21 protein-coding genes and 3 tRNA genes are annotated in these 25,726 nt (G+C 63.5%); 11 read left to right on the top strand and 13 right to left on the bottom strand.

Going from position 1 to position 25,726, the window contains the following annotated elements; translation table 11 throughout:
* The first annotated feature begins 72 nt into the window (after positions 1–72).
* Genes LVD10_RS13835 through LVD10_RS13820 form a run of 4 tightly spaced genes read left to right on the top strand, consistent with a single transcriptional unit; the run spans position 73 to position 4,997 of the window.
* Positions 73–789, top strand: coding sequence for a SapC family protein (locus tag LVD10_RS13835; protein WP_233005991.1), 717 nt, complete (start codon positions 73–75; stop codon positions 787–789).
* Positions 790–846: 57 nt separating this feature from the next.
* Complete coding sequence (locus LVD10_RS13830; protein ID WP_237064006.1) at positions 847–2,376, top strand: tryptophan halogenase family protein; 1,530 nt, start codon at positions 847–849, stop codon at positions 2,374–2,376.
* 22 nt (positions 2,377–2,398) lie between these two features.
* The gene (locus tag LVD10_RS13825; RefSeq protein ID WP_237064004.1) at positions 2,399–3,925 is read left to right on the top strand and encodes a tryptophan halogenase family protein; all 1,527 of its coding nucleotides are present in this window, start codon (positions 2,399–2,401) and stop codon (positions 3,923–3,925) included.
* Positions 3,915–4,997, top strand: a complete 1,083-nt coding sequence (locus tag LVD10_RS13820) for a sulfite exporter TauE/SafE family protein (protein ID WP_233005988.1) — start codon at positions 3,915–3,917, stop codon at positions 4,995–4,997. Before LVD10_RS13825 ends, LVD10_RS13820 begins: the two co-directional genes overlap by 11 nt.
* 430 nt (positions 4,998–5,427) lie before the next feature.
* Here LVD10_RS13820 and LVD10_RS13815 read toward each other — a convergent pair.
* The 11 genes from LVD10_RS13815 to LVD10_RS13765 form a co-directional block, all read right to left on the bottom strand.
* Positions 5,428–5,502, bottom strand: a tRNA-Gln gene (locus LVD10_RS13815).
* A 37-nt stretch (positions 5,503–5,539) separates the two neighbouring features.
* Positions 5,540–5,616, bottom strand: a tRNA-Met gene (locus tag LVD10_RS13810).
* 186 nt (positions 5,617–5,802) lie between these two features.
* Positions 5,803–6,717, bottom strand: a complete 915-nt coding sequence (locus tag LVD10_RS13805; RefSeq protein WP_233005987.1) for a DMT family transporter — start codon at positions 6,715–6,717, stop codon at positions 5,803–5,805.
* A gap of 78 nt (positions 6,718–6,795) precedes the next feature.
* A complete protein-coding gene (ychF, locus tag LVD10_RS13800) occupies positions 6,796–7,887 on the bottom strand; it encodes a redox-regulated ATPase YchF (protein WP_237064002.1) in 1,092 nt (363 codons plus the stop codon).
* An 84-nt stretch (positions 7,888–7,971) separates the two neighbouring features.
* The gene (pth, locus tag LVD10_RS13795) at positions 7,972–8,580 is read right to left on the bottom strand and encodes an aminoacyl-tRNA hydrolase (RefSeq protein WP_233005985.1); all 609 of its coding nucleotides are present in this window, start codon (positions 8,578–8,580) and stop codon (positions 7,972–7,974) included.
* Between the two features lie 5 nt (positions 8,581–8,585).
* On the bottom strand, positions 8,586–9,230 hold the full coding sequence (locus LVD10_RS13790) for a 50S ribosomal protein L25/general stress protein Ctc (protein WP_237064000.1): 645 nt from the start codon (positions 9,228–9,230) through the stop codon (positions 8,586–8,588).
* Between the two features lie 194 nt (positions 9,231–9,424).
* Positions 9,425–10,357, bottom strand: coding sequence for a ribose-phosphate pyrophosphokinase (locus tag LVD10_RS13785; RefSeq protein WP_255774742.1), 933 nt, complete (start codon positions 10,355–10,357; stop codon positions 9,425–9,427).
* 446 nt (positions 10,358–10,803) lie between these two features.
* Positions 10,804–10,878, bottom strand: a tRNA-Gln gene (locus LVD10_RS13780).
* Between the two features lie 15 nt (positions 10,879–10,893).
* Entirely contained in the window at positions 10,894–11,808 is a 915-nt protein-coding gene (gene ispE / locus LVD10_RS13775; protein WP_237063998.1) for a 4-(cytidine 5'-diphospho)-2-C-methyl-D-erythritol kinase, read from the bottom strand.
* Between the two features lie 86 nt (positions 11,809–11,894).
* The gene (gene lolB, locus LVD10_RS13770) at positions 11,895–12,524 is read right to left on the bottom strand and encodes a lipoprotein insertase outer membrane protein LolB (protein ID WP_233005981.1); all 630 of its coding nucleotides are present in this window, start codon (positions 12,522–12,524) and stop codon (positions 11,895–11,897) included.
* Positions 12,508–14,301 (bottom strand): tetratricopeptide repeat protein, encoded by a 1,794-nt coding sequence (locus LVD10_RS13765; RefSeq protein WP_237063996.1) that lies wholly within the window; start codon positions 14,299–14,301, stop codon positions 12,508–12,510. The genes lolB and LVD10_RS13765 overlap by 17 nt, the downstream gene beginning before the upstream one ends.
* Positions 14,302–14,566: 265 nt before the next feature.
* Between LVD10_RS13765 and hemA the strand changes: the two genes are divergently transcribed.
* From hemA to LVD10_RS13745, 4 genes are all read left to right on the top strand, one after another.
* Positions 14,567–15,862, top strand: a complete 1,296-nt coding sequence (hemA, locus tag LVD10_RS13760) for a glutamyl-tRNA reductase (protein WP_233005979.1) — start codon at positions 14,567–14,569, stop codon at positions 15,860–15,862.
* Complete coding sequence (prfA, locus tag LVD10_RS13755) at positions 15,859–16,941, top strand: peptide chain release factor 1 (protein ID WP_233005978.1); 1,083 nt, start codon at positions 15,859–15,861, stop codon at positions 16,939–16,941. Before hemA ends, prfA begins: the two co-directional genes overlap by 4 nt.
* Before the next feature lie 71 nt (positions 16,942–17,012).
* Positions 17,013–17,840 carry a peptide chain release factor N(5)-glutamine methyltransferase gene (prmC, locus tag LVD10_RS13750; RefSeq protein ID WP_233005977.1) on the top strand — a complete coding sequence of 276 codons (828 nt, stop codon included), beginning with the start codon at positions 17,013–17,015 and terminating at the stop codon, positions 17,838–17,840.
* 51 nt (positions 17,841–17,891) lie between these two features.
* A complete protein-coding gene (locus LVD10_RS13745) occupies positions 17,892–18,803 on the top strand; it encodes a cation diffusion facilitator family transporter (RefSeq protein WP_233005976.1) in 912 nt (303 codons plus the stop codon).
* Between the two features lie 40 nt (positions 18,804–18,843).
* On the opposite strand, the gene LVD10_RS13740 is transcribed toward LVD10_RS13745, so the two are convergent.
* Positions 18,844–20,316: a succinylglutamate desuccinylase/aspartoacylase family protein gene (locus LVD10_RS13740; protein ID WP_233005975.1), complete on the bottom strand. Its 1,473-nt coding sequence runs from the start codon at positions 20,314–20,316 to the stop codon at positions 18,844–18,846.
* 97 nt (positions 20,317–20,413) lie between these two features.
* The gene (locus LVD10_RS13735; RefSeq protein ID WP_237063994.1) at positions 20,414–21,802 is read right to left on the bottom strand and encodes an MATE family efflux transporter; all 1,389 of its coding nucleotides are present in this window, start codon (positions 21,800–21,802) and stop codon (positions 20,414–20,416) included.
* 263 nt (positions 21,803–22,065) lie between these two features.
* On the opposite strand from LVD10_RS13735, the gene LVD10_RS13730 reads away from it, so the two are divergent.
* The 3 genes from LVD10_RS13730 to LVD10_RS13720 all read left to right on the top strand — a co-directional run bounded on the left by LVD10_RS13730 (position 22,066) and on the right by LVD10_RS13720 (position 25,719).
* Positions 22,066–22,713 (top strand): HvfX family Cu-binding RiPP maturation protein, encoded by a 648-nt coding sequence (locus LVD10_RS13730; RefSeq protein ID WP_233005973.1) that lies wholly within the window; start codon positions 22,066–22,068, stop codon positions 22,711–22,713.
* A 370-nt stretch (positions 22,714–23,083) separates the two neighbouring features.
* Positions 23,084–24,382, top strand: coding sequence for an ATP-dependent RNA helicase RhlB (rhlB, locus tag LVD10_RS13725; protein WP_439651240.1), 1,299 nt, complete (start codon positions 23,084–23,086; stop codon positions 24,380–24,382).
* A 176-nt stretch (positions 24,383–24,558) separates the two neighbouring features.
* A complete protein-coding gene (locus LVD10_RS13720) occupies positions 24,559–25,719 on the top strand; it encodes a hypothetical protein (protein ID WP_237063990.1) in 1,161 nt (386 codons plus the stop codon).
* The last annotated feature ends 7 nt before the right edge of the window (positions 25,720–25,726 follow it).

Below are 25,726 nucleotides of genomic sequence, written 5' to 3'. Positions count from 1 at the left end.
TCCCTTTTTTCGTATAAAAAATATACTAGCTGATCATCTGACAGAATAACTACGTTACATTGATGGTGTTGTATGACTAATAAACAGTCTCCCAAAATCGTACCCCTGCAGAGCGACGTTCATGGCAAGCTGAAAGTGCGTGAACTCGGTGGCTTTGACCACGTAGAGGGTAGCCACATGGTGCCGGTCACCGCCCATGAATTCACCCGCCTGGGAGCCGAATACCCGATCGTTTTTGTAAAGAACTCCGAAACCGGGCAGTTCCAGTCTGTGGCCCTGCTGGGTCTGAAAGTGGGCGAGAACCTGTTCCTGAAGGAAGGCAAGTGGCAGGGCGTTTTCCTGCCGGCCAGCATTCGCAACCATCCGTTTGTGCTCGCTCCCAGCGGCCAGAACCAGGACCAACTGGTCGTGGGCCTGGTTGAGAACAGCCACCTGGTCAGCGAGGAAGAGGGCAACGACCTGTTCGAGGAGGGCGGTGCAGAGAGCGAGTACCTCAAGGCCAAGAAGGAGTCCCTGGTAAGCTATCTGGAAAGTGACCAGGTGACCCGGGCATTCGTGAAGGTCCTGACCGACAAGGAGCTGCTGACCCAGCAGTCCGTTTCGGTCAATGCCGGCGAGGAGAAGATCAACCTGTCTGGTCTCTACATTGTCGACGAGAAGAAACTCAACGAGCTGAGCGAGGAAGACTTTGCCGACTTCCGCAAGCGCGGCTTCCTGCCGGCGCTGTATGCACAACTGGGTTCCCTGCACCAGCTGTCAAAGCTGGCGAAACTGCAGGCCGGTGCCTGATAGACTGGCCTGTATCAGCTCATGGATAAAAGCCACGAACCGGGTGAAATAAGACATGTGCTGGTAGTTGGAGGGGGCACGGCCGGCTGGTTGTCGGCGTGCCACCTCGCTCGCAGGCTTTCCCCGGATAATCCCGATGGTGTCCGGGTCACGTTAATCGAGTCCGAAGATATCCCCACCATTGGTGTCGGTGAGGGCACCGTGCCTGCCATCAGGCAGAGCCTGAATTACCTCGGTATCAGTGAAAGCGAGTTTATTCGCGAGTGTGATGCCACCTTCAAGCAGAGCATCAAGTTTGTCGACTGGGTGCGATCCCCGGGCCAGTCTGGCCGCCGCTACTATCACCATGTGTTTGATTACCCCGACAGTCGCGCTGGCGACCTGACGCCATACTGGCTGGCACAGGATGGGGCTGTTCCTTATGTGGATGCCGTTTCGGTACAGGGCAGGGTCTGTGACCGGGGCCTGGCGCCCAAGGATATTACGCAGCCCGAATACCAGGGATATACCAGTTACGCCTATCACCTGGACGCAGCCAAATTTGCCCGCCTGCTGACCCGGCACGCAGTGGAGAAGCTGGGGGTACGGCACCTGACCGGCAATGTATTGCGGGCCAGGCAGGCTGAAAATGGCGATATCGCAGCGGTAGAAACCGATAAACACGGTGAGATTTCCGCAGATCTCTTTGTCGACTGCACCGGGTTTTCCTCCCTGTTGCTCGGGCAGGCGATGCGGGTCCCCTTCAAGGATAAGTCTGGACAACTGTTTGCCGACTTCGCTCTTGCGGCCCAGGTGCCCTATGGCGAGGAGCGTGCACCCATACCCAGCCACACCACCGCCACAGCGCAGGAGTCCGGCTGGATATGGGATATCGGCCTGCCGCACCGCAGGGGGACTGGATATGTCTACTCCAGTGCCCATACGGAGCACCAGAGGGCGGAGGACGTATTTCGCCAGTACCTGGGTAGTGCTGGTGAAACGGCGCAGGTACGCCGTATTCCCATGAAGGTAGGTTACCGGGAGCGCTTCTGGCAGGGTAACTGTGTAGCCATCGGGCTCTCCCAGGGCTTTGTTGAGCCGTTGGAGGCGACGGGGATCCTGGTCTACGACGCGACGGCGCGGATGCTGGCGGATACCTTCCCGGCCAACCGGCACGTCATGGGTATTGCTGCAGACCAGTTCAACCGGCACACGCGCTACGCCTGGGACCGGGTTATCGAGTTTATCAAGCTCCACTACTGTATTTCCCGGAGGAACGACAGCGAGTTCTGGAGGGATAATCGCGATCCTGCATCCATCCCCGACAGTTTGCTCGAGAAGCTGGAGCTCTGGCGGTTCCAGCCGCCCACCGAGTATGACTTTCCCAGCAAGCTGGAAATCTTCAACCTGCCCAACTACCTGTATGTGCTTTACGGCATGGAGTACGGCACCTCCCTGGATGCTGTCCATGGCCGGTACGGCGCGGGGGGGCACGCAAACGCCCGTTTTGCCGAAATCGCACAACTCGGGCAACAGTTGTGTGAACACCTGCCGCAGCACCGCGAGCTGATCGAGAAAATCTCCCGCTTTGGCCTGCAGGCTGTCTAGTCAAATTATGTCCGTGAGTCCCATGAAAGTGATCAACATTGTCGGCGGGGGATCTGCCGGCTGGATGACGGCCATCTACCTGAACCGTTACTTCAACCAGGCCCGGAAGAATTTCTCGATCAATGTCATCGAGAGCCCGGATATCGGGGCAATAGGTGTCGGTGAAGCCACGGTCCACAGTATTCGCTTCTTTTTCGCCGCCATGGGGCTGGATGAAAAGGAACTGATGGCCGAAACCAATGCCACGGTCAAAACCGGCATTATGTTCCGCAACTGGAAAAAACCGTCCGGGGCCAGGGTCCATGAGTACTTCCACCCCTTTGACCAGCAGCAGCCGGGGGGATCGATCGATATTTCCTCTGCCTGGCTGCTCAGTGATCGCGCCGGTAGTGAACGCTACGATGAAGCTGTCAGTATCAATTCCCACCTGATTACCGATGGACTATGCCCCAAGGCCCCCAGGTCGCCCGATTTTGGTGGCGTCACGCCCTACGGATATCACCTCGACGCCACCCTTATGGGGCGCTTCCTCCGGCGCAAGGCGGTCGAGGCGGGGGTCAACCATATTGAGGCGACGGTTTCCGATGTCGTGGTTGGCGATGGGCAGATCCGGAGCGTTGTGACTGACTCCGGATCAATTTCCGGGGATCTGTTCGTCGACTGCACGGGTTTTCGGGGACTCCTGATCGACCGCCTGAAGGCCGACAACTGGGAGTCCTTCGCAGATGCGCTGCCCTGTGACAAGGCCGTTGCGATCCAGAGAGCCCTGCCCGGGGACGGGCGGCCACGCCCCTATACCATGGCCACCGCCCTCGATCACGGCTGGGCCTGGCAGATTGACCTGACCAGCCGCCAGGGCTGCGGTTATGTCTACGACAGCAAACGACTCACTCCATCCCAGGCTGAAGCCGAGTTGCGTGACTTCCTGGGACGGGATTCAGAGTTCCTCAGCTGCAACCACCTGGACATGCGTGTTGGCCGGAGACAGGACTTCTGGGTCGGTAATTGTGTGGCGGTGGGGCTTGCCGGTGGTTTTATCGAGCCGCTGGAATCCACCGGGCTGCATATGATTCACCTGGGGGTTGGCCTGCTGGCAACGCACCTCGCCGGGGGAGTGGATGTGCCCCCGCTACGGGAGGCCTACAACGCCAAGATGCGCGGTTTCTACGAGGACCTGAAGCAGTTTATTGTGCTGCACTACGCGCTGACTGACAGGGACGATACGGCGTTCTGGCGTGCGGCAGCGTCAACATTGTCCCGTTGCCCGTGGCTGGAGCAACAGCTGCGGGTCTGGGAGCACAAGATCTGCGAGCACCAGGACTTTGCCGGCAGTTTTGCCAGTATCTTTACCGACATGAATTATCGCTATGTTCTCTATGGTATGAACCGCTACCCCCGCCTGACGATGTCGCTCGATGAGCGTGATTCGATGGGGATATTCTCCCGCTTTTCCGCCCAGGTGGGCCAGGTATTGCCGGCGTGCCAGACCCATGAGCATTTTCTCGAGACGGTGCGCCAGGACATGGCCGGAGGTGACGGTGTTCAGTAAGCGCCGCTCCGGCTCCTTCCTCTGGGTCTGGTATACCGGGCTGGCCCTGTTCTATGCCGTATGGGCGCTTATTGTTTTTGGCCAGGGAAAGCTGGACGTTGCGCTCGAGCACTGGCCCATGGCGCTGGCCATGGCCTTCGGCAGCTATGCAGCGGGTTCAACCCCCATGGGAGGTGGAACCGTGGGGTTCCCGGTACTGGTGCTGCTGTTTGATATGCCCGCCAGCCTGGGGCGGGACTTCAGTTTTGCGGTCCAGTCGATCGGGATGGTGAGTGCCAGCCTGTATATCCTCGCCCGGCGGCAGCCCCTTGCCTGGGCGATGCTGCGAGGCGCATTGATGGGGGCGCTGGTGGCGACGCCGGCCGGTATCCTGTTGTTTGCCCCGCTGGTGCCGGATCTCTGGGTCAAGCTGGCTTTCGCGATCCTGTGGGGGAGTTTCGGTATCCTGCACCTGTATCGTCTGCGGGAAATTACCGCCCACGACCACACCGGTGACCCGGATTGCCCGCTCGACTTCCGGGTGGGCCTGCTGTTGGGCGGGCTCGCGGGTTTCAGTGCGGTGGCGGTGACCGGGGTGGGGATCGATATGGTGATCTATGCCGCACTGGTGCTCCTGAGCCGGGTAGATCTCAAGGTGGCCATTCCCACGTCGGTGGTGATCATGGCGTTCTCCTCTGTGGTTGGTGTTGCAGTGAAATCGCTGGCTGGCGACTGGCAGCCCGACGTCTTCGGTAACTGGCTGGCGGCGGCACCGGTGGTCGCCCTGGGGGCACCGCTGGGTGTGCTGGTGGTGAGCCTGATCGGAAGGCGGCCGACCCTGCTGGTGGTCGCCTTGCTGTGTGTGGGACAGTTTGCCTGGACCTGCCTCGCGGAGCGGGAGACATTGGGTGTAACAGGCACACTGGCTGCGATAGTGGCACTCCTGCTGTGCCTGGCTGGCTTCGAGTGGTTGCGGGTGCTGGGCCTGCGTCGCGAGGCGCGGCGCCACTCCCGTGCCCGGCGCGCCGGCGGGCCGCATTCGGAATCCCCGGCAGGGTTGCCTGTGGCGGGGCTGGCGATGGAGAGTCGCTGACCACAGGCGCTCCGATAACTGAAAGCGGCTCGAAAGGCCGCTTTTTTTATGGGCGTTTTTCCCGGGGGGCGTCATGGGGTAAAAAAGGTGAGACAAGTGCGCTGCACCGGCATCGCGACGGGCGAAAACTGGTGCACGAACCTGCGCTTTATCCTGGCTGATCACAAGAACCACCCCTACAGGACGCTTGCGTAGGGGCGCACCTTGTGTGCGCCCGGCCGGGGCTCGGGGAAACCCGGGATACAGGAAACCATAGCGCCTGGTGTTTATACCGATGCGGTGAAACTGGAGATTGGAGAGAGGGGAAAAGTGGCTGGGGCGGTAGGATGAGCTTCGCCTGTCGGCTCGCTGGTCCCCGGCGCCCCGCCGCCTCCGGCTCGAACCTGTCGAGCTCCGGAGCTTCGATCCGCTGGGTGCGAATCGGGAAAAATGGCTGGGGCGGTAGGATTCGAACCTACGCATGACGGGATCAAAACCCGCTGCCTTACCGCTTGGCTACGCCCCAGTGAAGGGATGCGAGATCTGCTCTCGCGAATTGAAAATGGTAGCAAGGGGGAGACTTGAACTCCCGACCTCAGCATTATGAGTGCTGCGCTCTAACCGGCTGAGCTACCTTGCCACTGACTTTTCAATTTGTGTCTCGGCTTAACCGAGGGCGCGCATTATCGTGCGCCTGAGGGGGGCTGTCAACCCCTGATTTTCGTTTCTTTTCAGTAAGTTAGCGAATCGAGCGATTTCTGTGCGGTCACCCTCACGGGTCCTGTTGGGCCGGCCTGTGAGGTCCAAAAGCGCCGCCCGGTTTTTGTCAGCGGCCGCGGCCGATTGCCGCAAACAGCGAGCCGCAGACCACCACTCCGGCGCCGACCCAGCTCACCCAGTTGAGGGGCTCTACTTCAATATAGTCCGGCCAGACGGCCCCGATGGCGCTGCCGATCAGCAGGGTCATCAGTGGCACCAGGGCGAGGGTGGCGCTCACCCGCGAGGCCTCCCAGTTACCCAGGGCCCTGGTGAAGGCGCCGTAGGCCACCAGGGTATTGACCGTGAGGAACAGCAGCAGTCCCCACTCGATCCAGTCGAGCCCCCGGACGCTCAGGGGATCGGCGCCGGGCAGGAAGCACAGGGTGCCGGCGATGTAGATCAGCACCAGCAGGTCCTGGGCCCGGGCGCGGGACAGGATCTTCTTCTGGAAGAAACCGTAGACGGCCCAGCCCACTGCCGCCAGTACAAACAGTGCCAGGCCCAGCAGGTATTCGGTGTCCTGGCCTCGCAGCAGTTCCGGCAGCCTCTGGTTGAAGAACAGCGGCAGGCCCACCAGTACCATCAGGACCCCGAGCCACTGGCGTGGTGAGAACTGCTCCCCCAGCCAGATAACGCTGGAGACCAGCAGTAACAGCGGCGCCAGCTGGATGACGATCTGGGCCGCGCCCGGTGTGATAAAGCGCAGGCCGGAGGCGTAGGACAGGTAATTGGTCAGCAGGCCCGCCACTGCCAGCAGTGTCAGCGGCAGCAGCGAGCGCTGGAACAGCTGGCGCAGGTTCAGGCTGCGGTTCCACGTCAGGTAGCCTCCCGCCAGTACGGCTGCGCCGGCAAAGCGGAACCAGGTGGCGGTGGTGGCTGAAATCTCGTCCAGCAGGCCTTTCAGGGCAATGGGTAACAGTGCCCACATAAACGCGGTAATCAGGGCCATGGGCAGGCCGATGCGCCAGTTGGATTCGATCATGGGCGGCTACCGGGTCGGTTGTTGCCGGCTGTTGCCGGCAGGGGAGGGGCCCGCCACAGGCGGCGGGCAGGGCGGGTATCAGACGTTGAAGCGGAAATGGATAACGTCGCCATCCGCGACGACATAGTCCTTGCCTTCGAGGCGCCATTTGCCCGCCTCTTTTGCGCCGGCCTCGCCGTTATGGCTGACGAAGTCGTCGTAGCTGACCACTTCGGCGCGGATAAAGCCCTTCTCGAAATCGGTGTGGATCTTGCCCGCTGCCTGCGGCGCGGTGGCCCCCAGCGGGATGGTCCAGGCGCGTACTTCCTTGACGCCGGCGGTGAAGTAGGTGTGCAGGCCCAGCAGGTCGTAACCGGCGCGGATCACCCGGTTCAGGCCCGGCTCCTCCATGCCCAGCTCCTCCAGGAACTCCTGTTTTTCTTCATCGTCCAGCTCGGCGATTTCGGCTTCCAGCTTGTTGCAGATCGGCACCAGTACGGCGTTCTCTTCCGCGGCGATGGCGGCCACGGCGTCCAGGTGCGGGTTGTTCTCGAAGCCGTCCTCGTCCACGTTGGCGATGTACATGGTGGGCTTGATGGTCAGCAGGCTGAGTTCGCGCAGGCCCGCCAGTTCGTCGTCACTGAGCCCGAAGGAGCGCAGGGGCTTGGCCTCGTCCAGGTGCGGCTGGATCTTTTCCAGCAGTGCCTTCATCTTGATGGCGTGCTTGTCCTGGCCTTTGGCGGCGCGGGTATAGCGTTGCAGGGCTTTTTCCACGGTGTCCAGGTCGGCCAGTGCCAGCTCGGTATTGATGACCTCAATGTCAGCCACCGGGTGCACCTGGTTGGACACGTGAATTACGTTGTCGTCCTCGAAACAGCGGACTACATGGGCGATGGCGTCGGTCTCGCGGATATTGGCCAGGAACTTGTTGCCCAGGCCCTCACCCTTGGAGGCGCCAGCCACAAGGCCGGCAATGTCGGTGAACTCCATGGTGGTGGGGATCACTTTCTGCGGCTTGACGATCTCTGCCAGTTTGTCGAGGCGCGGGTCGGGTACCGGCACCACGCCGGCATTTGGCTCAATGGTGCAGAAAGGAAAGTTCTCGGCGTCGATGCCCGCTTCTGTCAGGGCGTTGAACAGGGTGGATTTGCCCACGTTGGGCAGGCCGACGATACCGCAAGTAAAGCCCATGGTCTGGTTCCTGTTTGCTCGTTCAGCGATGGGTCGCGGTTGCGCCCATACGGTGTATTGTTTCCGGGAAAGCGATCGGGCGATCTATTTTGCCGCCGCTCTGGCGGAGTGGAGTTCCTTCATGGCTGCACCCCAGTCACCGGCGGCGGCCATGGGGGTAACGTCCACGGCCCGGTCGATGGCGTCTGCCAGTTGCTCCTGCTCGGTGCGCGGGGCCCGCTGCAGGACGAACTTGACCACTTCGCGGGCGCTGCCCGGGTGACCGATGCCCAGGCGCAGGCGCATGAAATCGCGGCTGTTGCCCAGGGCGGAGATGATATCCCGCAGCCCGTTGTGGCCGCCATGGCCGCCGCCGGCCTTCAGGCGCGCGGTTCCCGGTGGCAGGTCCAGCTCATCGTGAGCGACCAGGATCGCTTGCGGGGGAATCTTGAAAAAGTTCGCCAGCGGGCCGACGGACTGGCCGCTGCGATTCATGTAGGTGGTGGGGATCAGCAGGCGAATGTCCTGCCCACCGATGCGTACCCGGCCGGAGAGACCGTGGTACTTGCTGTCTGACGCGAGCTGGACGCCGTGGCGGCGTGCCAGCTCGGTGACATAGTCGGCACCGGCATTGTGGCGCGTCCGGTCGTACTCGGGACCCGGGTTGCCGAGTCCCACGATCAACTGGATGGGCGTGTCCGGTGCCTTCGACAAAGCGCTTACTCTTCGCCGCTTTCGCCTTCGGCAGCTTCGCCTTCGCCTTCTTCGGCTTCAGCTTCAACAGCGCCGCGGGGCTTGTGCACGGAAGCGACAACCAGGTCGTGGTCTTCGCCGTGGCTCAGGTCCACAGACTCGACGCCGGAAGGCAGCTTGATGTCGGAGATGTGCACGGTCTGGTCCAGCTCCAGGTCGGCCAGGTCTACCTCGATGAACTCGGGCAGCTTGGAGGCCGGCGCGCTGATGTCCAGCTCGGTCAGGGTGTGGGAGACGATGCCGCCTGCCTTGACGCCCTTGCAGCTGTCTTCGTTCAGGAAGTGCAGCGGCACTTTCAGGTGAACCTTGGTGTTGGCGGACACGCGCTGGAAGTCGGCGTGCAGCAGGATCTGCTGGGCCGGGTGGCGCTGCAGGTCACGCAGGATCACGGTCTCTTTCTTGCCTTCGATATCGAGGGTCAGTACGGAAGAGAAGAAAGACTCGCTCTCCAGGGCCTTCCACATCTGGCGGGCTTCAATGGAGATGGAGGCAGGCTTGGCCTTGCCGCCGTAAACGATGGCGGGTACACGGCCTTCCACGCGACGCAGGCGGCGGCTCGCACCTTTCCCTTCGTCGCTGCGGACGGTGGCGTTCAGGGTGAAATCAGACATGGGGTAAACCTCTGGTTGTCTGTCCAGGGCGACCTGCGACCGGACCGCTCTGGCATTGCTGTAAACGGGTCCCGGGTACCCCGGGCCCAATAGTAAACGCCCGGCGGGGCCGGGCGGGCGCGTATTCTAAGGGAATCGCAGCGGCGGCGCCAGTGGCGCCTGCCGTTTTTCCGGACTTCGGGTCCGCCCCGGCGTCAGGACCGGAACATCGCCGACAGGGATTCCTCGTTGCTGATGCGGCGCACTGACTCGGCCAGCATGGCGGACAGGGTCAGCTGGCGGATTTTGGGCGCCTTCTGCATCTTGTCGCCCAGCGGGATGGAGTCGGTGACTACCAGTTCATCCAGCACGGAGTTGTTCAGGTTGTCGATGGCCGCACCGGAGAGCACCGGGTGGGTACAGTAGGCGACAACTTTCTTGGCGCCGTGCTCTTTCAGGGCGTTGGCGGCATTGCACAGGGTGCCGGCGGTGTCGACCATGTCGTCCACCAGCAGGCAGGTGCGACCGTTGATTTCGCCGATGATATTCATCACCTCGGCGACATTGGCGGCCGGGCGGCGCTTGTCGATGATGGCCAGGTCGCACTCGAGGCTCTTGGCCACGGCGCGGGCGCGCACGACGCCGCCGATGTCCGGGGAGACGACAACCAGGTCTTCATAATTCTGGCGCTCGATATCGTCCAGCAGCACGGAGGAGCCGTAGACGTTGTCCACCGGTACGTCGAAAAAGCCCTGGATTTGCTCGGCGTGCAGGTCCACGGTCAGTACCCGGTCAATACCGACGCTGACCATCATGTCAGCTACGACCTTGGCGGAGATGGGTACGCGCTGGGAGCGCACGCGGCGATCCTGGCGGGCATAGCCGAAGTAGGGCACAACTGCGGTGATGCGGCCGGCAGAGGCACGGCGCAGGGCGTCGACCAGCAGGATCAGTTCCATCAGGTTGCGGTTGGTGGGCTGGCAGGTGGACTGGACCACAAAAACGTCGCGGCCGCGTACGTTATCGGTGATTTCCACCGCAATCTCGCCATCCGAAAAGCGTTTTACCACGGCCTCGCCGAGGGGGATTGCCATCTGGTCAACAATTTTCTGCGCCAGTTCCGGGTTGGCATTGCCGGTAAAGACCATTAAGTCAGCCACTGCGTGTACCTTTTGATCCGATGAAGTTGATGTCGTTGAAGTTTAGATGCCTGCGGTTGTGAAAGCTTGTAGCGCGCAGTAGCGTCACCTTTTGCTGTGGCGGCACAGGCGCCGCGGAGGAAGTTGAACATCAGTTCTCTGTGGCACCGGGGAGTGCCGGGAGCGGCTTGCGGACATGTGCCGCAAACTGCGCTTTTCAGCGAAAACACGGACGTTTTCGCTGAAACTTAAAAGTGGCTGGGGCGGTAGGATTAGCTTCGCCTGTCGGCTCGCTGGTCTCCGGCGGCCCTGCCCGTGGACTCGCACTTCGTGCTCGGGGCTTCGCCCCGCCGTCCGTTTACTTCTACTCCGGCGCCCAAACTTGCTTCGCAGTTAGTCGGCTCGAACCTGTCGAATTCCGGAGCTTCGATCCGCTGCGTGCGAATCGGAAAATATGGCTGGGGCGGTAGGATTCGAACCTACGCATGACGGGATCAAAACCCGCTGCCTTACCGCTTGGCTACGCCCCAGTGGATTGCGACTGTTTATTGAGTCGCCTTCGCGAGTCGCTCGTGGGCAGGGGAAATGTTCACGCCTGCCGCGACAAAGCCCTCCCACTTGGCCGGTAGTTGTCGCAGAACCTGTTGCGCTTCATAGGCGCTGTCGAATGCTGCGAAAACACAGGCCCCGGTGCCGGTCAGTTGCGCCCTGGCAAACTGTTGCAGCCACTGCCTGGCTGCACGCACCGCGGGGTAGAGGTCTTCCACCAGCGCCTGGCAATCGTTGCTGGAATGTCTTTCCAGCCAGTCTGTGTCCAGCCGCCCGTCGCGAAGGTGCGGTAATGTAATTGCGCCGGAATCTCTTGTCAAACGGGGGTGGCCGAAAACGGCAGCTGTGCTCACTGAGCAGCCAGGTACCACCACGATAAAGTGGCGTGTCGCTGTCTGCACCGGGACCAGTTCCTCTCCCACCCCTTCGGCCCAGGCAGTGTGGCCGCGCACGAAAACAGGGACGTCGGCGCCCAGTTGTCGTCCCAGTTCCGCCAGGGTGTCGACAGGCAGGTCGCATTGCCAGAGATGGTTGAGGCCCAGCAGAGTGGTGGCGGCATCGCTGCTACCGCCGCCGATTCCACCGCCCAGGGGCAGATGCTTGTGGAGGTGGATATGTGCACCATGGCTGCTGTTGCTGTGCTCCTGCAGCAGTCGTGCAGCCCGGTAAACCAGGTTGTCGGTAAGCGGGATGCCGGCGGCATCGCCGTCGGATGCCAGGGTAATGTCCTTTGCATCGGTTCGGGTAAGTGCCAGCTCATCCCCGAAATCCAGTAACTGGAACAGGGTCTGGAGTTCGTGGTAGCCGTCGGGCCTGCGGCCGAGAATGCGTAACAGCAGGTTAAGCTTGGCGGGGGCCGGCAGCACCAGGTCTGCCGGCGGCCGGTGTGTGTGTGGCTCTTCCAGGGGCATAGGGAATGGGCAATACGTGCGTCGTAAAAGGCGCAATCATAGCGCCTCCCGGCCCCCTGTGCATGGGCCGGGCGCCTGCACCCCTCCTAGGTCTGCCATTCCTTGATGACGAGGGTTACCTTCACCGGACCCGCCGCCTGGTTGGTGCGGGCCTTGATACGGGTGGGGAGGGTATAGCGGCCTACCCGCTGGTAGTCGCTGAACTCCAGTTGCCAGCCAGCCTGCTGCAGTGCCTGTAGCTGGCCGGCGGAATTGCGCTTTTCACCGGCAGTACCTCCCGGTGCCGGCAGGCCACGAACCCAGTAAAACATCTCCCGTACCGGCAGCGGCCAGCCCAGCATCTGCTGGGTGAGCTGGGCCGGGTTGGCGGCGCGCATGGGGGGCTCGCTGCCCCGCTTCAAGCTGACGCCACCGGAGTTACCAGTGATGATTGTGGCGCCGGCCCCCAGGGGACCGCTCAGGTGAATGCGGTAGTTGGCGGCGGCTTGCTGCTCCCAGTTGATGTTGGCGCTGCCATTGTCTGTGGGTGAGCGCACACCCAGCTTGCCGGCAATGGTAAAGCTCTGCAGTTGCTCCACCGAATGCCCACCAGTCCCGGGTACCGGTACGGGCAGTGGATTCTTTTGCTGCCCGGCGCAGGCGCCGAGCAGCAGTGCCACAAGTGCGATGGTTAGGTGGTTGAACCGGGCCCGATGCCAGTCAGCTATCCGAAACATGCTGCTCCATGGTGTCTCTGATCCGCAGCCGCTCCATGGCAGCCGGGATAATCTTGCTTTCCGGGTTGATCTCGAGCCCGCGTTTCCAGACCTTAACGGCCTGTTCACGATTGCCCTGCATCCACAGCACCTCACCCAGGTGGGCGGCGATCTCGTGGTCGGGCAGTTTTTCCAGTGCCTGTTCCAGGTACTTCACGGCCTCGGCGTGATTGCCCTGACGGTACTCTACCCAGCCCATGCTGTCGATAATGGCGGGGTCGTCCGGGCGCAGCTCCAGCGCCTTCTCGATCAGTTCCCGGGCCTCGTCGAGGCGGTCGTCATAGTCCGTCAGCTTGTACCCCAGTGCGTTGAGGAGGGTGGCATTGTCGGGATCCCGGGCAATCAGCTTGCGCATGCCCTGCTCGAATTCGGTCGCGTTACCCAGTTGTTCGTTCACCAGCGCCTGGGTATAGAGCAGCCGGCCGCTGTCGTTATGGTCCTCGACCGCGCGATCCAGCAGCTGCAGGGCTTCCTCCGGCCGGTCGTGGCGGCGCAGCAGGTCGGCCTCCACCAGGTAGAAATGCTCGGCCTGGTCCGGGTGACGCTGGCGCAGCTCGGCGAACCAGTCCCGGTTGTCGTTGGAGAGGCCGTTGGTTGCCAGCAGCTCGGTGCCGCGCTTGATGGCGTTGAGATAGTCGTTGCCCGGGCCCACCTGGCGATAGTGGGTCACTGCCTGCTCGAAACGCTGCTCATCCTCGGCAATACCGCCGAGGTAAAAATGCGCAGCGGACTCATGCTCTTCGAGTTCCAGCAGCCTTTCGAACAGGGGCTTGGCGGCGGCCAGGTCTTCGGTTTCGAAGCGGATCAGTGCCAGGGACAGGATCAGGTTGCCATCCCTGGGGCGTTGCCGCACCAGTTCGGTGAACTGCGTCTGCGCCCGCTCCAGATCTTCGCTCACCAGAAGCCGTGCATACTGCAGGCGCAGGCGGCTCTCCTGTGGGTAGAGTTCCACCAGCTTTTCCAGCATGGCGATGGCTTCCGCCTCCTTGCCCTGGTCAACCAGCAGGTGGGATTCCAGCAAGGGAGGATCCAGGAGGTCCGGGTGGCGCTCCTGGACCCGCTGCACAATGGCCAGGGCCTCGGCATAGTTCTCGGTGGCGCGCAGGGTCATGGCGTGGGCCAGGGCGGCCTCGGGATTTTCCGGGTATTTGTCCGCCAGGCGCTGGAAGGTGGGCTGGACCGACTCCGTCAGTTCGCGATTGGACACCGCGGTGGCAGCCAGGGATTGCAGCGGGGCATCGCCGCCCAGCGCCAGGGCCAGCTCGGCATGCTCGAGGGCGGTATCCAGTTCCCCGGCGAGGGTCAGTTCGGCAGTGACTGCCAGTTGTGCCTCGGCACTGTCCGGTTCCAGCTCCGCCCACAGGCGCGCAGATTCCAGCGCCGCGCGGCGGGCGTTGAGAAACCGGGCGATACGGGTGGCCCGGGCCGCGATGCCGGCATCCCGGGTGCTCGCCGCCTGGTGGTAGTAATTGGCCAGGGCGACATCATACTGCTCGCGATTGCCCGCCACTTCCGCCACCAGCAGTGTGTAAAAAGTCTCGATGGGGAAGGCGCGTGTTTCAGCCACATCCGCTCCAGCGGTCGCGGCCCCGGTGCCGGCTTCCCTGGCGGTGGACATTTCCGCCGCCTGCTGCGGCGCCTGGACGCAGGCCACCAGCAGGCATGAGGCGGTGAGGAGGCAGGCCAGGGGGTGAATCCGGGGGTTGCGGGAGAGGGGCGAAAGCCGAAGTGCGGGCATAGGGCGTATCCATACGTTGTCGCCGCGCCGGGAGGGCGTGGAAAGCGTGATCCGTGTGTCGGTAGCCGTATAATTCTAGTCGCGAATTGCCCGCCGGGCTTTGCTTCCGCCGCCATCCGCGGTGACGCGCAGAGCCCCGGCGCTTGCAAGGCGGGCTGCGGGGCCTGAAAATGCGCCACCCTGACAGCCCTTGCGACCCGGGCCGGTACGACTGTGGAATAAGACAGTCCGGCGGCCCGACTTGTTTCATTGCCAGCGAGAATTTATGCCGATCCTTGCCCTGGGTATCAATCACGACAGTGCACCAATCGAGGTGCGCGAGCGGGTGGCGTTTGCCCCGGAGGTGATGCCAGCGGCCCTGGAGGAGGCTCGCGCCGCGCTCGACTGTCCGGAGCTGGCCATCCTGTCTACCTGCAATCGCACCGAGATCTACGCCGACACGGATCCCGACCGGCTGCTGGGGTGGCTGGCGGAGTACCACGGCGTTGCGCTCGACCAGTTGCTGGGCTGTACCTACCGCCATACCGGCGAGGAAGCGGTGCGCCATATGATGCGTGTCGCCTGTGGCCTGGACTCGCTGGTGCTGGGGGAGCCCCAGATCCTCGGGCAGATCAAGTCGGCTTACGCCGTTGCGCAGGAGTCGGGCAGTGTCGGCAGCCTGCTGCACAGTGTGTTCCAGCAGGTGTTCGCGGTGGCCAAGCGGGTGCGCACGGAAACTGCAATCGGTGAGAACCCCGTATCCGTGGCCTATGCCGCGGTGTCCCTGGCCTCGCGTATCTTCACCGACCTCACCCGGCAGACCGCGCTGCTGATCGGTGCCGGCGAGACCATCGAACTGGTGGCCCGCCACCTGCGGGAGCAGGGTATCGACAGGCTGATCGTGGCCAACCGGACCCTCAGTCGCGCCGAGCAGCTGGCGCAGGAGCTGGGCGCCGAGCCGATCCTGCTGGCGGATATTCCCGAGTACCTGCCGCGGGCCGACATTGTGATCAGTTCCACTGCCAGCCAGTTGCCGATCCTCGGCAAGGGCGCGGTGGAAACCGCCCTCAAGCAGCGCCGGCACCGGCCGGTCTTTATGGTGGATATCGCCGTGCCGCGGGATATCGAGCCGCAGGTGGAGCAGTTGGACGACGTCTACCTGTACACCGTTGACGACCTGCGCGGGGTGATTGATGAGGGGCGCCGCTCGCGCGAGGCGGCCGCCCGCGCCGCCTATGAAATTGTCGAGCAGGCGGCGACAGAATTTATGCGCCAGTACCGCTCGCTGGGTGCTGTGGACACGATCCGCACCTATCGCCAGCAGGCGCAGGAAATTGGCGATGCAGAGCTTGAGAAGGTGTTGCAGCTGCTGGACAAGGGCGGCGACCCGCGCCGCCTGATGCAGCAGCTGGCACGCTCCCTGACCAATAAACTGATCCATGCACCCACGGTGAACCTGAAGCGCGCCGCCGGAGGGGATCCGCAGCGCCTGCGTATCGCGCGGGAGATCATCGGCCTGGAGGCACCGGCCAAGCCGGGGCCGGAGAGCCGCAAACTGGAAGGCACCAAGAAGAACGGATGAAAGACTCGTTACTGAATAAACTGGAAAACCTCGTCGAGCGTCACGAGGAAGTTTCCGCCCTGCTCGGCGATGCCGATATCATCAGCGACCAGGCGCAGTTCCGCGATCTCTCGCGCGAGTTTTCCGAGCTGGAAGAGGTGGTGCAATGTTATGGCCGCTACCGGCAGGTGCGCGAGGATATGGACGCGGCCCGGGAAATGCTCGACGAGAGCGATGCCGAGATGCGCGAGATGGCGCAGGAAGAACTGCGCGAGGCAGAGGGCCAGCTGGAGCCCCTGGAACGGCAGCTGCAGACACTGTTGCTGCCGCGCGATCCCAACGACCGTAAGAATGTCTTCCTCGAAATCCGTGCCGGTACCGGCGGCGACGAGGCGGCGATATTCTCCGGTGACCTGTTCCGTATGTATTCGCGCTATGCCGAAAAGCAGGGCTGGCGTATTGAAATCATCAGTGAAAACCCCGGTGAGCACGGCGGCTACAAGGAGATCATCTCCCGTGTCAGCGGCGACGATGTATACGCGCGGCTCAAATTCGAGTCCGGCGCCCACCGGGTACAGCGGGTGCCCGAAACCGAGTCCCAGGGCCGGATTCACACCTCCGCCTGTACGGTGGCGGTGATGCCGGAGCCGGACGAGCAGGATGCGATCGAGATCAACAAGGCCGACTTGCGCGTGGACACCTACCGTGCGTCGGGTGCCGGCGGCCAGCACGTTAACAAGACTGATTCCGCGGTCCGCCTGACCCACATTCCCACCGGGATTGTGGTGGAGTGCCAGGACGAGCGCTCACAGCACAAGAACCGCGCCAAGGCCATGGCGCTGCTGCAGGCGCGGCTCAGCAGTGAGCAGGAAGCGGCCGCCGCCCGGGAGATTTCCGACGCACGGCGCAACCTGGTTGGCAGTGGCGATCGCTCCGAGCGCATTCGCACCTACAACTTCCCACAGGGACGGGTCACCGATCACCGCATCGGGCTGACCCTCTACAAGCTGGATGAGATCATGCAGGGCGGCCTGGCCGAGGTCATCGAGCCCCTGCGCACCGAGCACCAGGCCGACCAGCTGGCGGCGCTGGGGCAGTAAGCCCGGTCCCGCCCGAACAGGCGGGCCGGGTTTGCCACAGGAATCCCGCGGACATTACGAGAAAACCGGCCATGGCCACCATCAAGCAGAATCTCGCCCGCAGTGGTGAACTGGAGCACAGTGACAGCGCGCGGCTGGATGCCGAGGTGCTGCTGGCGCACCTGCTGGGGAAAACCCGCACCTGGCTCTATACCTGGCCCGAATACGAGCTGGGCACAGAAGAACAGCAGCTGTTTGACCAGCTGCTGGCGCGCCGGGCGGCGGGCGAGCCGGTGGCTCATATCGTCGGCCGGCGGGAATTCTGGTCGCTGGACCTGAAAGTCGATACCTCCACCCTGATCCCCCGCCCGGAGACCGAGCTGCTGGTGGAGACCGCGCTGGAACTCTGTCCGCAGGAGCAACTGCGCGCGCTCGACCTGGGTACCGGCAGCGGGGCCATTGCCCTGGCGCTGGCCACCGAGCGCCCGGGGTGGCACCTGCTGGCGGTGGACAGGTCTGCCGCTGCGGTGGCTCTCGCGGACGAGAACCGCCGGGCGCTGGGGCTGGAGAATGTCGAGGTGCGACAGAGCGACTGGTTCAGCGATGTTCCCCGCGGGAAGTTCGGCCTGATCGTCAGCAACCCGCCGTATATCGACGCCGCTGACCCGCACTTGCAACAGGGCGATGTGCGCTTCGAACCGCGCTCGGCGCTGGTGGCTGAGAGAGGTGGATTTGCCGATATTGAGCGCATCGCCACCGCCTGTGGCGACTACCTGGAAAACGGTGGCTGGCTGGTGGTGGAGCATGGTTGGCAACAGGCCGCCGGCGCGCGCAGAATATTTACCGCGGCAGGGCTGCACGAGGTATCCAGCCGCAACGATTACAGCGGCCGGGAGCGGCTCACGCTGGGCCGGAAGTAGCCCGCGCGGCGCCCCCGCAATAAATTGAAGCCATCCAGGGAAGCAGCGGCGATGCACGAACACTCACACCATCATCACGGCAGCGGGCACCTGCGTCCCCTGGTCTGGGGGCTGGTGGTCACCTTCGCCTTCGCGCTGGTGGAGGCTGTGGGTGGCTGGCTCTCCGGGTCGCTGGCGCTGCTGGGTGACGCCGGCCATATGGCCACGGATGCCCTGGCCCTGGCCCTGGGCGCGGTGGCGGCCCTGCTGGCGCAGAAACCCGCCGACCGGCAGTTGTCCTATGGCTGGGGTCGCGCCGAGGTGCTGGCGGCGGTGGCCAACGCGGTCTTCATGCTGGTGATCATCATTGCCATCGGCGTGGCGGCCATCGACCGGCTGCGTTCACCACAACCGGTGCAGGGGGGCATGGTGATGCTGATTGCGGCCATCGGCCTGCTGGTGAACCTGTTGGTGGCGTGGATCCTGCACCGCGGTGAGCAGACGCTGAATATCCGCGGTGCCCTGCTGCACGTGATGGGTGACCTGCTGGGTTCCGTGGCCGCGCTGGTGGCGGGGGCGGTGATTCACTTCACCGGCTGGACGCCGATCGATCCCCTGCTGTCCCTGCTTATCTGCCTGCTGATCCTGGTATCCAGCCTGCGCCTGCTGCGGGATTCTGTCGATGTGCTGATGGAGCGGGTGCCGCGGGAGCTGAGCCTGCCGGTGGTGGGCAAGGCGCTGGTGGCAGTGGAGGGGGTACGCTCGGTGCACGACCTGCATATCTGGCGACTGGATTCGCGCACGGTGTCGCTGTCGGCACATATTGTCGTCGATGACCTGGAGGCCTGGCCCGCTGTGCTGGAGCGGCTGCGGGATACATTGGTACGGCGCTTTGACATCGACCATATCACCCTGCAACCAGAGCCGCTGGGCGAACACCATATCCATATCATCGACCGGGTATCCGGCCAGCCCCGCGAGTGATCGCCGGGCCAGCCGTCAGAAACCGGGGGCCGGTAGTTACCTAGTCGTCCTCACCCTCGGGGCTGACCGCCTGGGGTTTGGCCATCTTTTCGGAAATCGGGCCCGGATCGGCGGACTCCTCTTCCAGTCCCTCTTCCTCCCCGGCGGCCTCCGCAGGCTGGGTCGCGGTTTCCTGCTGGCTGGATTCCAGCCCGGCAGCACTTTTCTCCGCAGTATCGGCGGTCACTTCCTCCGGCGGGCTGATCTGCTCCTGCGGTGCCTGGATGCCGATGTGATAGGCGGCAAAGCCGGGCTGCACCACCTGGTTCAGGGCCATACCCAGTATGCGGCCGTTGTGCTCCGAGCGAATTTCCTTGCGCACGTTGGTGATGGGGTTGGTGACGGTGCCCAGCAGGTCGCCTTTGCTGACCGTCTCCCCCAGTTCCACTTCACTGAAAATAATCCCGCCGGTAGTGGCGCGCTGCCAGGTGGAGTTGTAGTACACCGGTTCCGGGTCGCCCCAGAGGCGGAATTTGCTCACCATGCCCAACTGGTTCAGCAGGGTGCGGATGCCCTTTACGCTGTGACTGACCGAGGTCTCGTCCAGCACCATGGGGGCGCCGGCCTCCAGGGTGACGGTGGGGATGCCGGCCTCTACGGCCGCGCGACGCAGGGTGCCCTCGGCACCGTCACTGTGCAGAACCACGGTGGAGCCGAAGCCCCTGGTCATCTTCACCACCTTCGGATTGCGGAGGTCACCGCGCAGCTGGGGCAGGTTGGTACGGTAGAAGGAACCGGTATGCAGGTCGACCACGGCATCGCAGTTGACAATGACCTCGTTGAAGAACGAGTGGGCGATACGGGACGCCGAAGAACCGTGCGGGTGACCGGGGAAGTGGCGGTTCAGGTCGCGGCGGTCGGTCAGGTAGCGCGAGCCGCGATGGAAACCCTGCAGGTTGACGATCGGCACACCGATCACGGCGCCACTGAGGCTGGCCGGCTCGAGGTTGTACAGCACCCGGCGAACGGTCTCGATGCCGTTCAGCTCATCGCCGTGGACGGCGGCGGTCAGGCACAGGGTAGGGCCGGGCTGGGCACCGTTTACCACCAGCACGGCGGTATTGCTGTAGACGCCCTCGAAATGCTGGCTGGGTGACCAGGCGAGCCGCGTGGCGGTGGCCGGCGGCACCTCGGACCCCAGCAGGCGCAGCGGCTTGGCAGCCACGGGCTCTGCTTCGGTCTCTTCCCCCGCTTCGCTGTTGTCGCCAGCGGCCGGCTTGTCTTCTGCTGGCTTTGCGGGTTCGGGGGCCGGGGCCTGCTGCGCGTCCCCGTCGTCACCAGGTTCCTGTTCCCGTGGCTTGTTCAGGGCCTCCTCGGTGGTGGGCTCGTCCAGCTTCAGGTTTTCAGCCTTGGGCAGGGGCACCTCCTGGGGATCGTCCGGGTCCTCGGTCAGGCCGAGGGCAAGGGACGATGCCAGGGCGGTGGCGAGGAATAAAGCGTGGCGGGAATGGCGCATTGTCGAGCGCAGGGGCATGCAGTAACTCCGGTTGTTGGCATGTTGATGACCGGGCGTCGCGTAGAGGTTGCCGGCCTGTAATAAATTGGAGCGCGAGTATAGCGAAAGCGTTCCCTCAGGTTTGCGCGCCACTTGGCGAAATGTCCAGCCGGCCCCGGTGTTTGATCGCCATGCCACTGGTGCGCCAGAGGCGCGCCCCCAGCAGCACCGAGGCGACCCCGAGACCGATGCAGATGCCTGCCCAGTAACCGTAGACACCCCAGAAGCTCTCACCCAGCCAGCGGGCACTGGTGAGCCCCACCAGCCAGTAGGAGAGTATCTGCATATACATGGGTACCCGCGTATCTTTATAGCCACGCAGTGCGCCCCAGGCCATGGCCTGGGCCACATCCACCAGCTGGAAGGCCGCGCATAGCAGCAGCAGGTTGGTGGCTACCGCGATGATGTCCGCATCGCTGGTGTATACGGACACGAACGGATGGCGCAGGACGATCAGTACCAGCCCGGTGGCCAGGGCGTACAGGAGTCCGCCGGAAACCCCCACCGTGCTGCTAAAGCGTGCCCGTTTCGGCCGCCCCTGGCCCAGCAACTGGGCCACGCGGATACTCAGGGCCTGGGCCAGTGCCAGGGCCACCAGGTAGAAAATGGAGCCGATGTTCATGCCGATCTGGTGGGCGGCCACGATGGTGGCGCCATAGGGAGCCAGCAGCACCGTGAGGCTGGCAAAAAAGGTGACCTCGCTGCCGGCGCCGATACAGATAGGCAGGCCCAGGGCCAGCTGGTGGCGCAGTGTGGGCCAGTGGGGTTTCGGCAGCGCGAAGCGCAGGTCGAGGGCGCGATAGGTTCGGTCGTTGTTGGCATGCCAGAACAGCGCCAGGGCGATGGCCCAGCTCACCAGGCTGGTGGCCCAGCCACAGCCGGCCCCGCCCAGGGCCGGGAGTGGTCCCCAGCCGAAGACCAGCGCCATATCCAGGGGAATATTCAGCACTGCTGCGGCCAGGTAGATACGCATTACCGCCCGCACCTGGGCCATGCCCTCGCAGTAGCCGCGCAACGCGGTGCCGAGCGCAAACGGCAGGGTGGAGGTGGCCAGTGCCAGCAGGTAGTGCTGCATCACGCGGCGCACCGGTTCCTCGGTATCGATCCACTGGCTCCACCAGGGCACCGCCAGCAATGCGGCCACCACCACCAGCCCGCCGGCGAGTGCGATCCAGAACGCCTGTTGCAGCTCTGCCGCCGCGCCGACTTCATTGCGTGCGCCACGGAGGTGGGCCACCACCGGCGATACCGCTGCCAGCAGGCCCATCAGGGTTACTGCGCAAACGGCCCAGATGCTGGAACCCAGCGCCAGTCCCGCCAGGTCCACCTCGCCGGCGCGACCGGCAACGATGGTATCGGTGACCCCCATACTGATGACCGCCAGGTTGCTGATGACCAGCGGGCCGCCGAGGGTGGTAATGCGGGAGAGTTCGGTGGCGGTGGCCCGCTTGTAGATCTTGAACATGGCAGAGCGCCGCTGGGCTACCTTAATTCGGTGTGTAACAGGTGGGCCGGTTGACCGACCTACAATGGACCATACGGACAACAGGTGACAGTCCGCGTCTCCCGAACACCCGGCCGGGGTGAGAAAACCTGGAATAGCACTGCTATGCCCGCGTTTTCCCGTCTTTTACCGGAGTGCCCCGAATGCGTTCGCCTGTTGGCGACGAGTCACCAGACTGCCCGTGCAGCCCACCAGCACAAACAATCGTAGAGGAGGGAGGGATTATGGAGCGCTCATCGGGTTGGTTCAATCGCCTGTACGGCAGCTTCCTGCGCCTGGCCAGTGCCACCGACTGGTTGGGGCCACTGGCCCTGCGACTGTTCCTGGCGCCGATCTTTATCCTGGCGGGAATAAACAAGCTGGGCCATATCGGTGACGTGGCGGCCTGGTTCGGCAATCCCGACTGGGGGCTGGGCCTGCCGGCACCGCAGTTGCTGGCCTGGATGGCTGCGCTGACCGAATTGCTCGGTGGTGTTGCGCTGCTACTGGGGCTGGGGGTGCGGCTGGCAACCGTCCCGCTGATGTTTGTGATGGTGGTGGCAGCAGCTACCGCCCACTGGCAGTACGGCTGGCACGCGCTTCCCGAGCAGACGCTGACCATGCCCTGGGAGTGGCGCGAGGACCTGATTGCGGAGGCCGTGGCGCGTAAGGACAAAGCGGTGGAACTGCTTAAGGCCCATGGCAATTACAGCTGGCTTACGGAGGCGGGCAGCTTCACCGTGCTCAAGAACGGGATCGAGTTCGCAGCCACCTACTTCGTAATGCTGCTGGCCCTGCTGGGAACCGGTGGGGGGCGCTATGCCAGCCTGGATTACTGGATTTGCCGGCGCTCTCACGGTCGCGGCCAGCCGCCGCAAGACGCTAACAGGTAGTCTTCGCCCATAGATGATATACTCGCCGATTATTTGAGCATGTAAGCGAGTATTTCACTTGATAGGAAAGTTGTTTCGCCGTTCATCTGCCGACGCGGCAGATGCCAGCAATGAAACTGACAATAGTCAGGACAGCAGCCGCCAGCGCGGAGATGCCGACAAGCCTGCCCGTGGCCAGCGGAATACCGGCAGCAAGGGCAGCGGTGAGTCGCGCGAGGCCAGCAGTTCCGCCAAGGGCAAGACTCGGGATAAGCCTCAAGGCAAGGGTCCCGGCCGGGGCAGGGATGAAGATGGCTCGCGGGGCGGGAAAGGCGGCAATAAGCGCCGCCAGTCACGCCCGGCGACCAAATGGTCGCTGGACCAGTTCCAGGTGCCGGAGCAGGAGGGCAAGGTCCGCTTCCACGACCTGGACCTGCCGCTGGACCTGATGCATGGGATTCACGACCTGGGCTTCGAATATTGTTCGCCGATCCAGGGCCGCTCGCTGCCCCACACCCTCAATGGCCACGACCTGGTGGGCAAGGCGCAGACCGGTACCGGCAAGACCGCGGCCTTCCTGATCACCATAATCGACGACCTGCTCAAGAACCCGTTCGAGGGCGAGCGCTACGCCGGTGAGGCCCGCTCACTGATCATTGCCCCGACCCGTGAGCTGGTAATGCAGATCGCCGACGATGCCAAGGCCCTGTGTAAATATACGGACCTGGAGATCCACACCCTCGTGGGGGGAATGGACTACGGCAAGCAGCAGCGCAACCTGAACGAGCGCCTTGTGGATATCCTGGTGGCCACGCCGGGCCGCCTGCTGGATTTCGCCAGCAACCGCGACTGCTACCTCGACCAGGTGGAAGTCCTGGTGATCGATGAGGCGGACCGGATGCTGGACATGGGCTTTATCCCCCAGGTGCGCCGGATCGTGCGCCAGACCCCGCGCAAGACCCATCGCCAGACCATGTTCTTCTCCGCCACCTTTACCCCGGAAGTGGATTCCCTGGTGGAGCAGTGGACTGACGAGCCGGTGATCGTGGAAATCGAGCCGGAGCGGGTTGCTACCGATTCCGTCGACCAGCGCGTTTACCTGGCTGCCAGCGAGGAGAAATACACCCTGCTGTATAACATCCTGCAGAGTGACGAGGTGGAAAGCCTGATTGTCTTTGCCAACCGTCGCGACCAGTGCCGTCGCCTGCACGAGAACCTGGAGGCGCACGGTTTCAAGGCGGGCCTGTTATCCGGTGAGGTGGCGCAGAACAAGCGCGTACGCACGCTGGAGGATTTCAAGACGGGCAAGACCCGGGTACTGGTGGCCACCGACGTGGCCGGCCGCGGTATCCATATCGATGGCATCAGCCACGTGGTCAACTTCACCCTGCCGGAAGAGCCCGAGGACTACGTCCACCGCATCGGCCGTACCGGTCGCGCCGGCAAGACAGGCACCTCGATCAGTTTTGCCTGTGAGGACGATGCCATGCGCCTGGAGCCAATCGAGGCGCTGCTGGGTCAGAAGCTGAACTGCGAACAGCCGCCCCTGGAGCTGCTGGAAGAGCCGCCCAAGGTCAAGGTTAAACGCAGCAGCGGCGGCGATGGCCGCGGCGCGCGTGGTGGCCGGGACAGCCGGGATGGTCGCGGAGGCGGCCGTCGCGGCGGCGGGAGCCGCGGGCCGCGTCGCTGACAGACTGTAATCCCGGTCGAACTCCTGCGGGAGTATCGCCGGGAGCCTGAAGGCCGGTAAGACCGGCCTTTTTTATTGGTGACATCCTTGTTGGTGACGTTTTACTGATCAAAAACGGGCGGGGAAGCCGGCACCGGCCCGGCCGGTAAACTCTGTTCCCCTGGTAAAGAATAATAATGCGTACTCTCTACCTGCATATCGGTTTCCACAAGACCGGCTCCAGCTCATTGCAACTGGCCCTGCACCGCTGTCGCGCGGCATTGCTGGATCGCGGGGTGGAGTTTGCGGCCCTCGGCAAGAAGGGCAATTCATCGGGAGCCATCGACGTGGAGGCGCGGGACACTGGCCTGCACTTTCACCTGAATGATCGCTTCCGCCAGCTGCTGGCAGCCACTCGCAGCGATACCGTCATTGTCTCCGCCGAGCACTTCTCCTTTCTGTACCGGCCCGTGGATATCGAGCGGGTGCGGGATATCTGCGCGGAACATTTCGACCGCACTGTGGTGGTCGCCTACCTGCGCCGCCAGGACCTGCACGCCCGCTCTTTCAAGCAGCAGGGTGCGCGGGGCTGTGAGCGTGGGCGCAGCTCCTCAAGCAAGTTGCTGGGCCACGAGGCAGGCGCGCTGCCGCAACTGACGCCGGCGGTGCGCACTTATTACGATTACTTCAGCAAGCTGCGGCAGTGGGAGGCAAGTTTCGGGCGGGACGCGCTGCAGGTGCGCGAGTTCAGGCCTGCAAGGCTGCAGGGGGGCGATATCGTCACCGACTTCGCGAGCCTGCTTGGCGATGGACTGGATATTCCCCCGTGTCGTGTCAACGAGGGCGTGGGGCGCCGGGAATTCCTGCTCACCCACAAGTTGATCGAGCTGGGTGCAGCGCCCGGCGATATCCGCCGGTTGAAACCCGGGATGCGCGGCGACAGCAGCCGTGTGACGCCGGGCCGGGACAACGCCCGGGCCTTTTTCGAGGCGTTTGCCGAGTCGAACCGCCAGTTGAGCGAGCGCTATCTCCAGCATGAATCCGGCCTGGCATTCAGTGATGATTTCTCCACCTACCCGGAAACGGGCAATGACCTGCTGTCCTGCGCCGATCTTGCGGAGTGGTCGGCAGATCTTCTGGGCTCGGGCATAGAGAATCCCCGCGGGCTGAGGGATGCGCTGCTGGACGATTGCATTCGCTCCCTGCTGGAAGACCCGGTGGCGGCAGGAACCCTGTCGCAGGGTGTGGCCGGGGAGTTGCAGGGTATCCGGCAGTGCCTTGCCCGCACCGCGGCCATCGCGCCGGCAAGGACTCCCTGGTGGAGTCGCCTCAGGAGGAAAAAACGCAGCGGCCGGTAAGATACCG

The organism is Microbulbifer zhoushanensis, from assembly GCF_021729055.1.
Taxonomy (GTDB): Bacteria; Pseudomonadota; Gammaproteobacteria; order Pseudomonadales; family Cellvibrionaceae; genus Microbulbifer; species Microbulbifer zhoushanensis.
This window is presented reverse-complemented; position numbering and strand designations above follow the sequence as displayed.

What these genes read in the sequence shown, in the direction of transcription:
- LVD10_RS13835 (WP_233005991.1), top strand. Translation starts at nt 73, where the DNA reads ATGACTAATAAACAGTCTCCCAAAATCGTACCCCTGCAGAGCGACGTT.
- LVD10_RS13825 (WP_237064004.1), top strand. Translation starts at nt 2,399, where the DNA reads ATGAAAGTGATCAACATTGTCGGCGGGGGATCTGCCGGCTGGATGACG.
- LVD10_RS13805 (WP_233005987.1), bottom strand. Translation starts at nt 6,717, where the DNA reads ATGATCGAATCCAACTGGCGCATCGGCCTGCCCATGGCCCTGATTACC.
- ychF (WP_237064002.1), bottom strand. Translation starts at nt 7,887, where the DNA reads ATGGGCTTTACTTGCGGTATCGTCGGCCTGCCCAACGTGGGCAAATCC.
- LVD10_RS13790 (WP_237064000.1), bottom strand. Translation starts at nt 9,230, where the DNA reads ATGTCTGATTTCACCCTGAACGCCACCGTCCGCAGCGACGAAGGGAAA.
- LVD10_RS13785 (WP_255774742.1), bottom strand. Translation starts at nt 10,357, where the DNA reads ATGGTCTTTACCGGCAATGCCAACCCGGAACTGGCGCAGAAAATTGTT.
- ispE (WP_237063998.1), bottom strand. Translation starts at nt 11,808, where the DNA reads ATGCCCCTGGAAGAGCCACACACACACCGGCCGCCGGCAGACCTGGTG.
- lolB (WP_233005981.1), bottom strand. Translation starts at nt 12,524, where the DNA reads ATGTTTCGGATAGCTGACTGGCATCGGGCCCGGTTCAACCACCTAACC.
- LVD10_RS13765 (WP_237063996.1), bottom strand. Translation starts at nt 14,301, where the DNA reads ATGCCCGCACTTCGGCTTTCGCCCCTCTCCCGCAACCCCCGGATTCAC.
- hemA (WP_233005979.1), top strand. Translation starts at nt 14,567, where the DNA reads ATGCCGATCCTTGCCCTGGGTATCAATCACGACAGTGCACCAATCGAG.
- prfA (WP_233005978.1), top strand. Translation starts at nt 15,859, where the DNA reads ATGAAAGACTCGTTACTGAATAAACTGGAAAACCTCGTCGAGCGTCAC.
- prmC (WP_233005977.1), top strand. Translation starts at nt 17,013, where the DNA reads ATGGCCACCATCAAGCAGAATCTCGCCCGCAGTGGTGAACTGGAGCAC.
- LVD10_RS13745 (WP_233005976.1), top strand. Translation starts at nt 17,892, where the DNA reads ATGCACGAACACTCACACCATCATCACGGCAGCGGGCACCTGCGTCCC.
- LVD10_RS13740 (WP_233005975.1), bottom strand. Translation starts at nt 20,316, where the DNA reads ATGCCCCTGCGCTCGACAATGCGCCATTCCCGCCACGCTTTATTCCTC.
- LVD10_RS13735 (WP_237063994.1), bottom strand. Translation starts at nt 21,802, where the DNA reads ATGTTCAAGATCTACAAGCGGGCCACCGCCACCGAACTCTCCCGCATT.
- LVD10_RS13730 (WP_233005973.1), top strand. Translation starts at nt 22,066, where the DNA reads ATGGAGCGCTCATCGGGTTGGTTCAATCGCCTGTACGGCAGCTTCCTG.
- LVD10_RS13720 (WP_237063990.1), top strand. Translation starts at nt 24,559, where the DNA reads ATGCGTACTCTCTACCTGCATATCGGTTTCCACAAGACCGGCTCCAGC.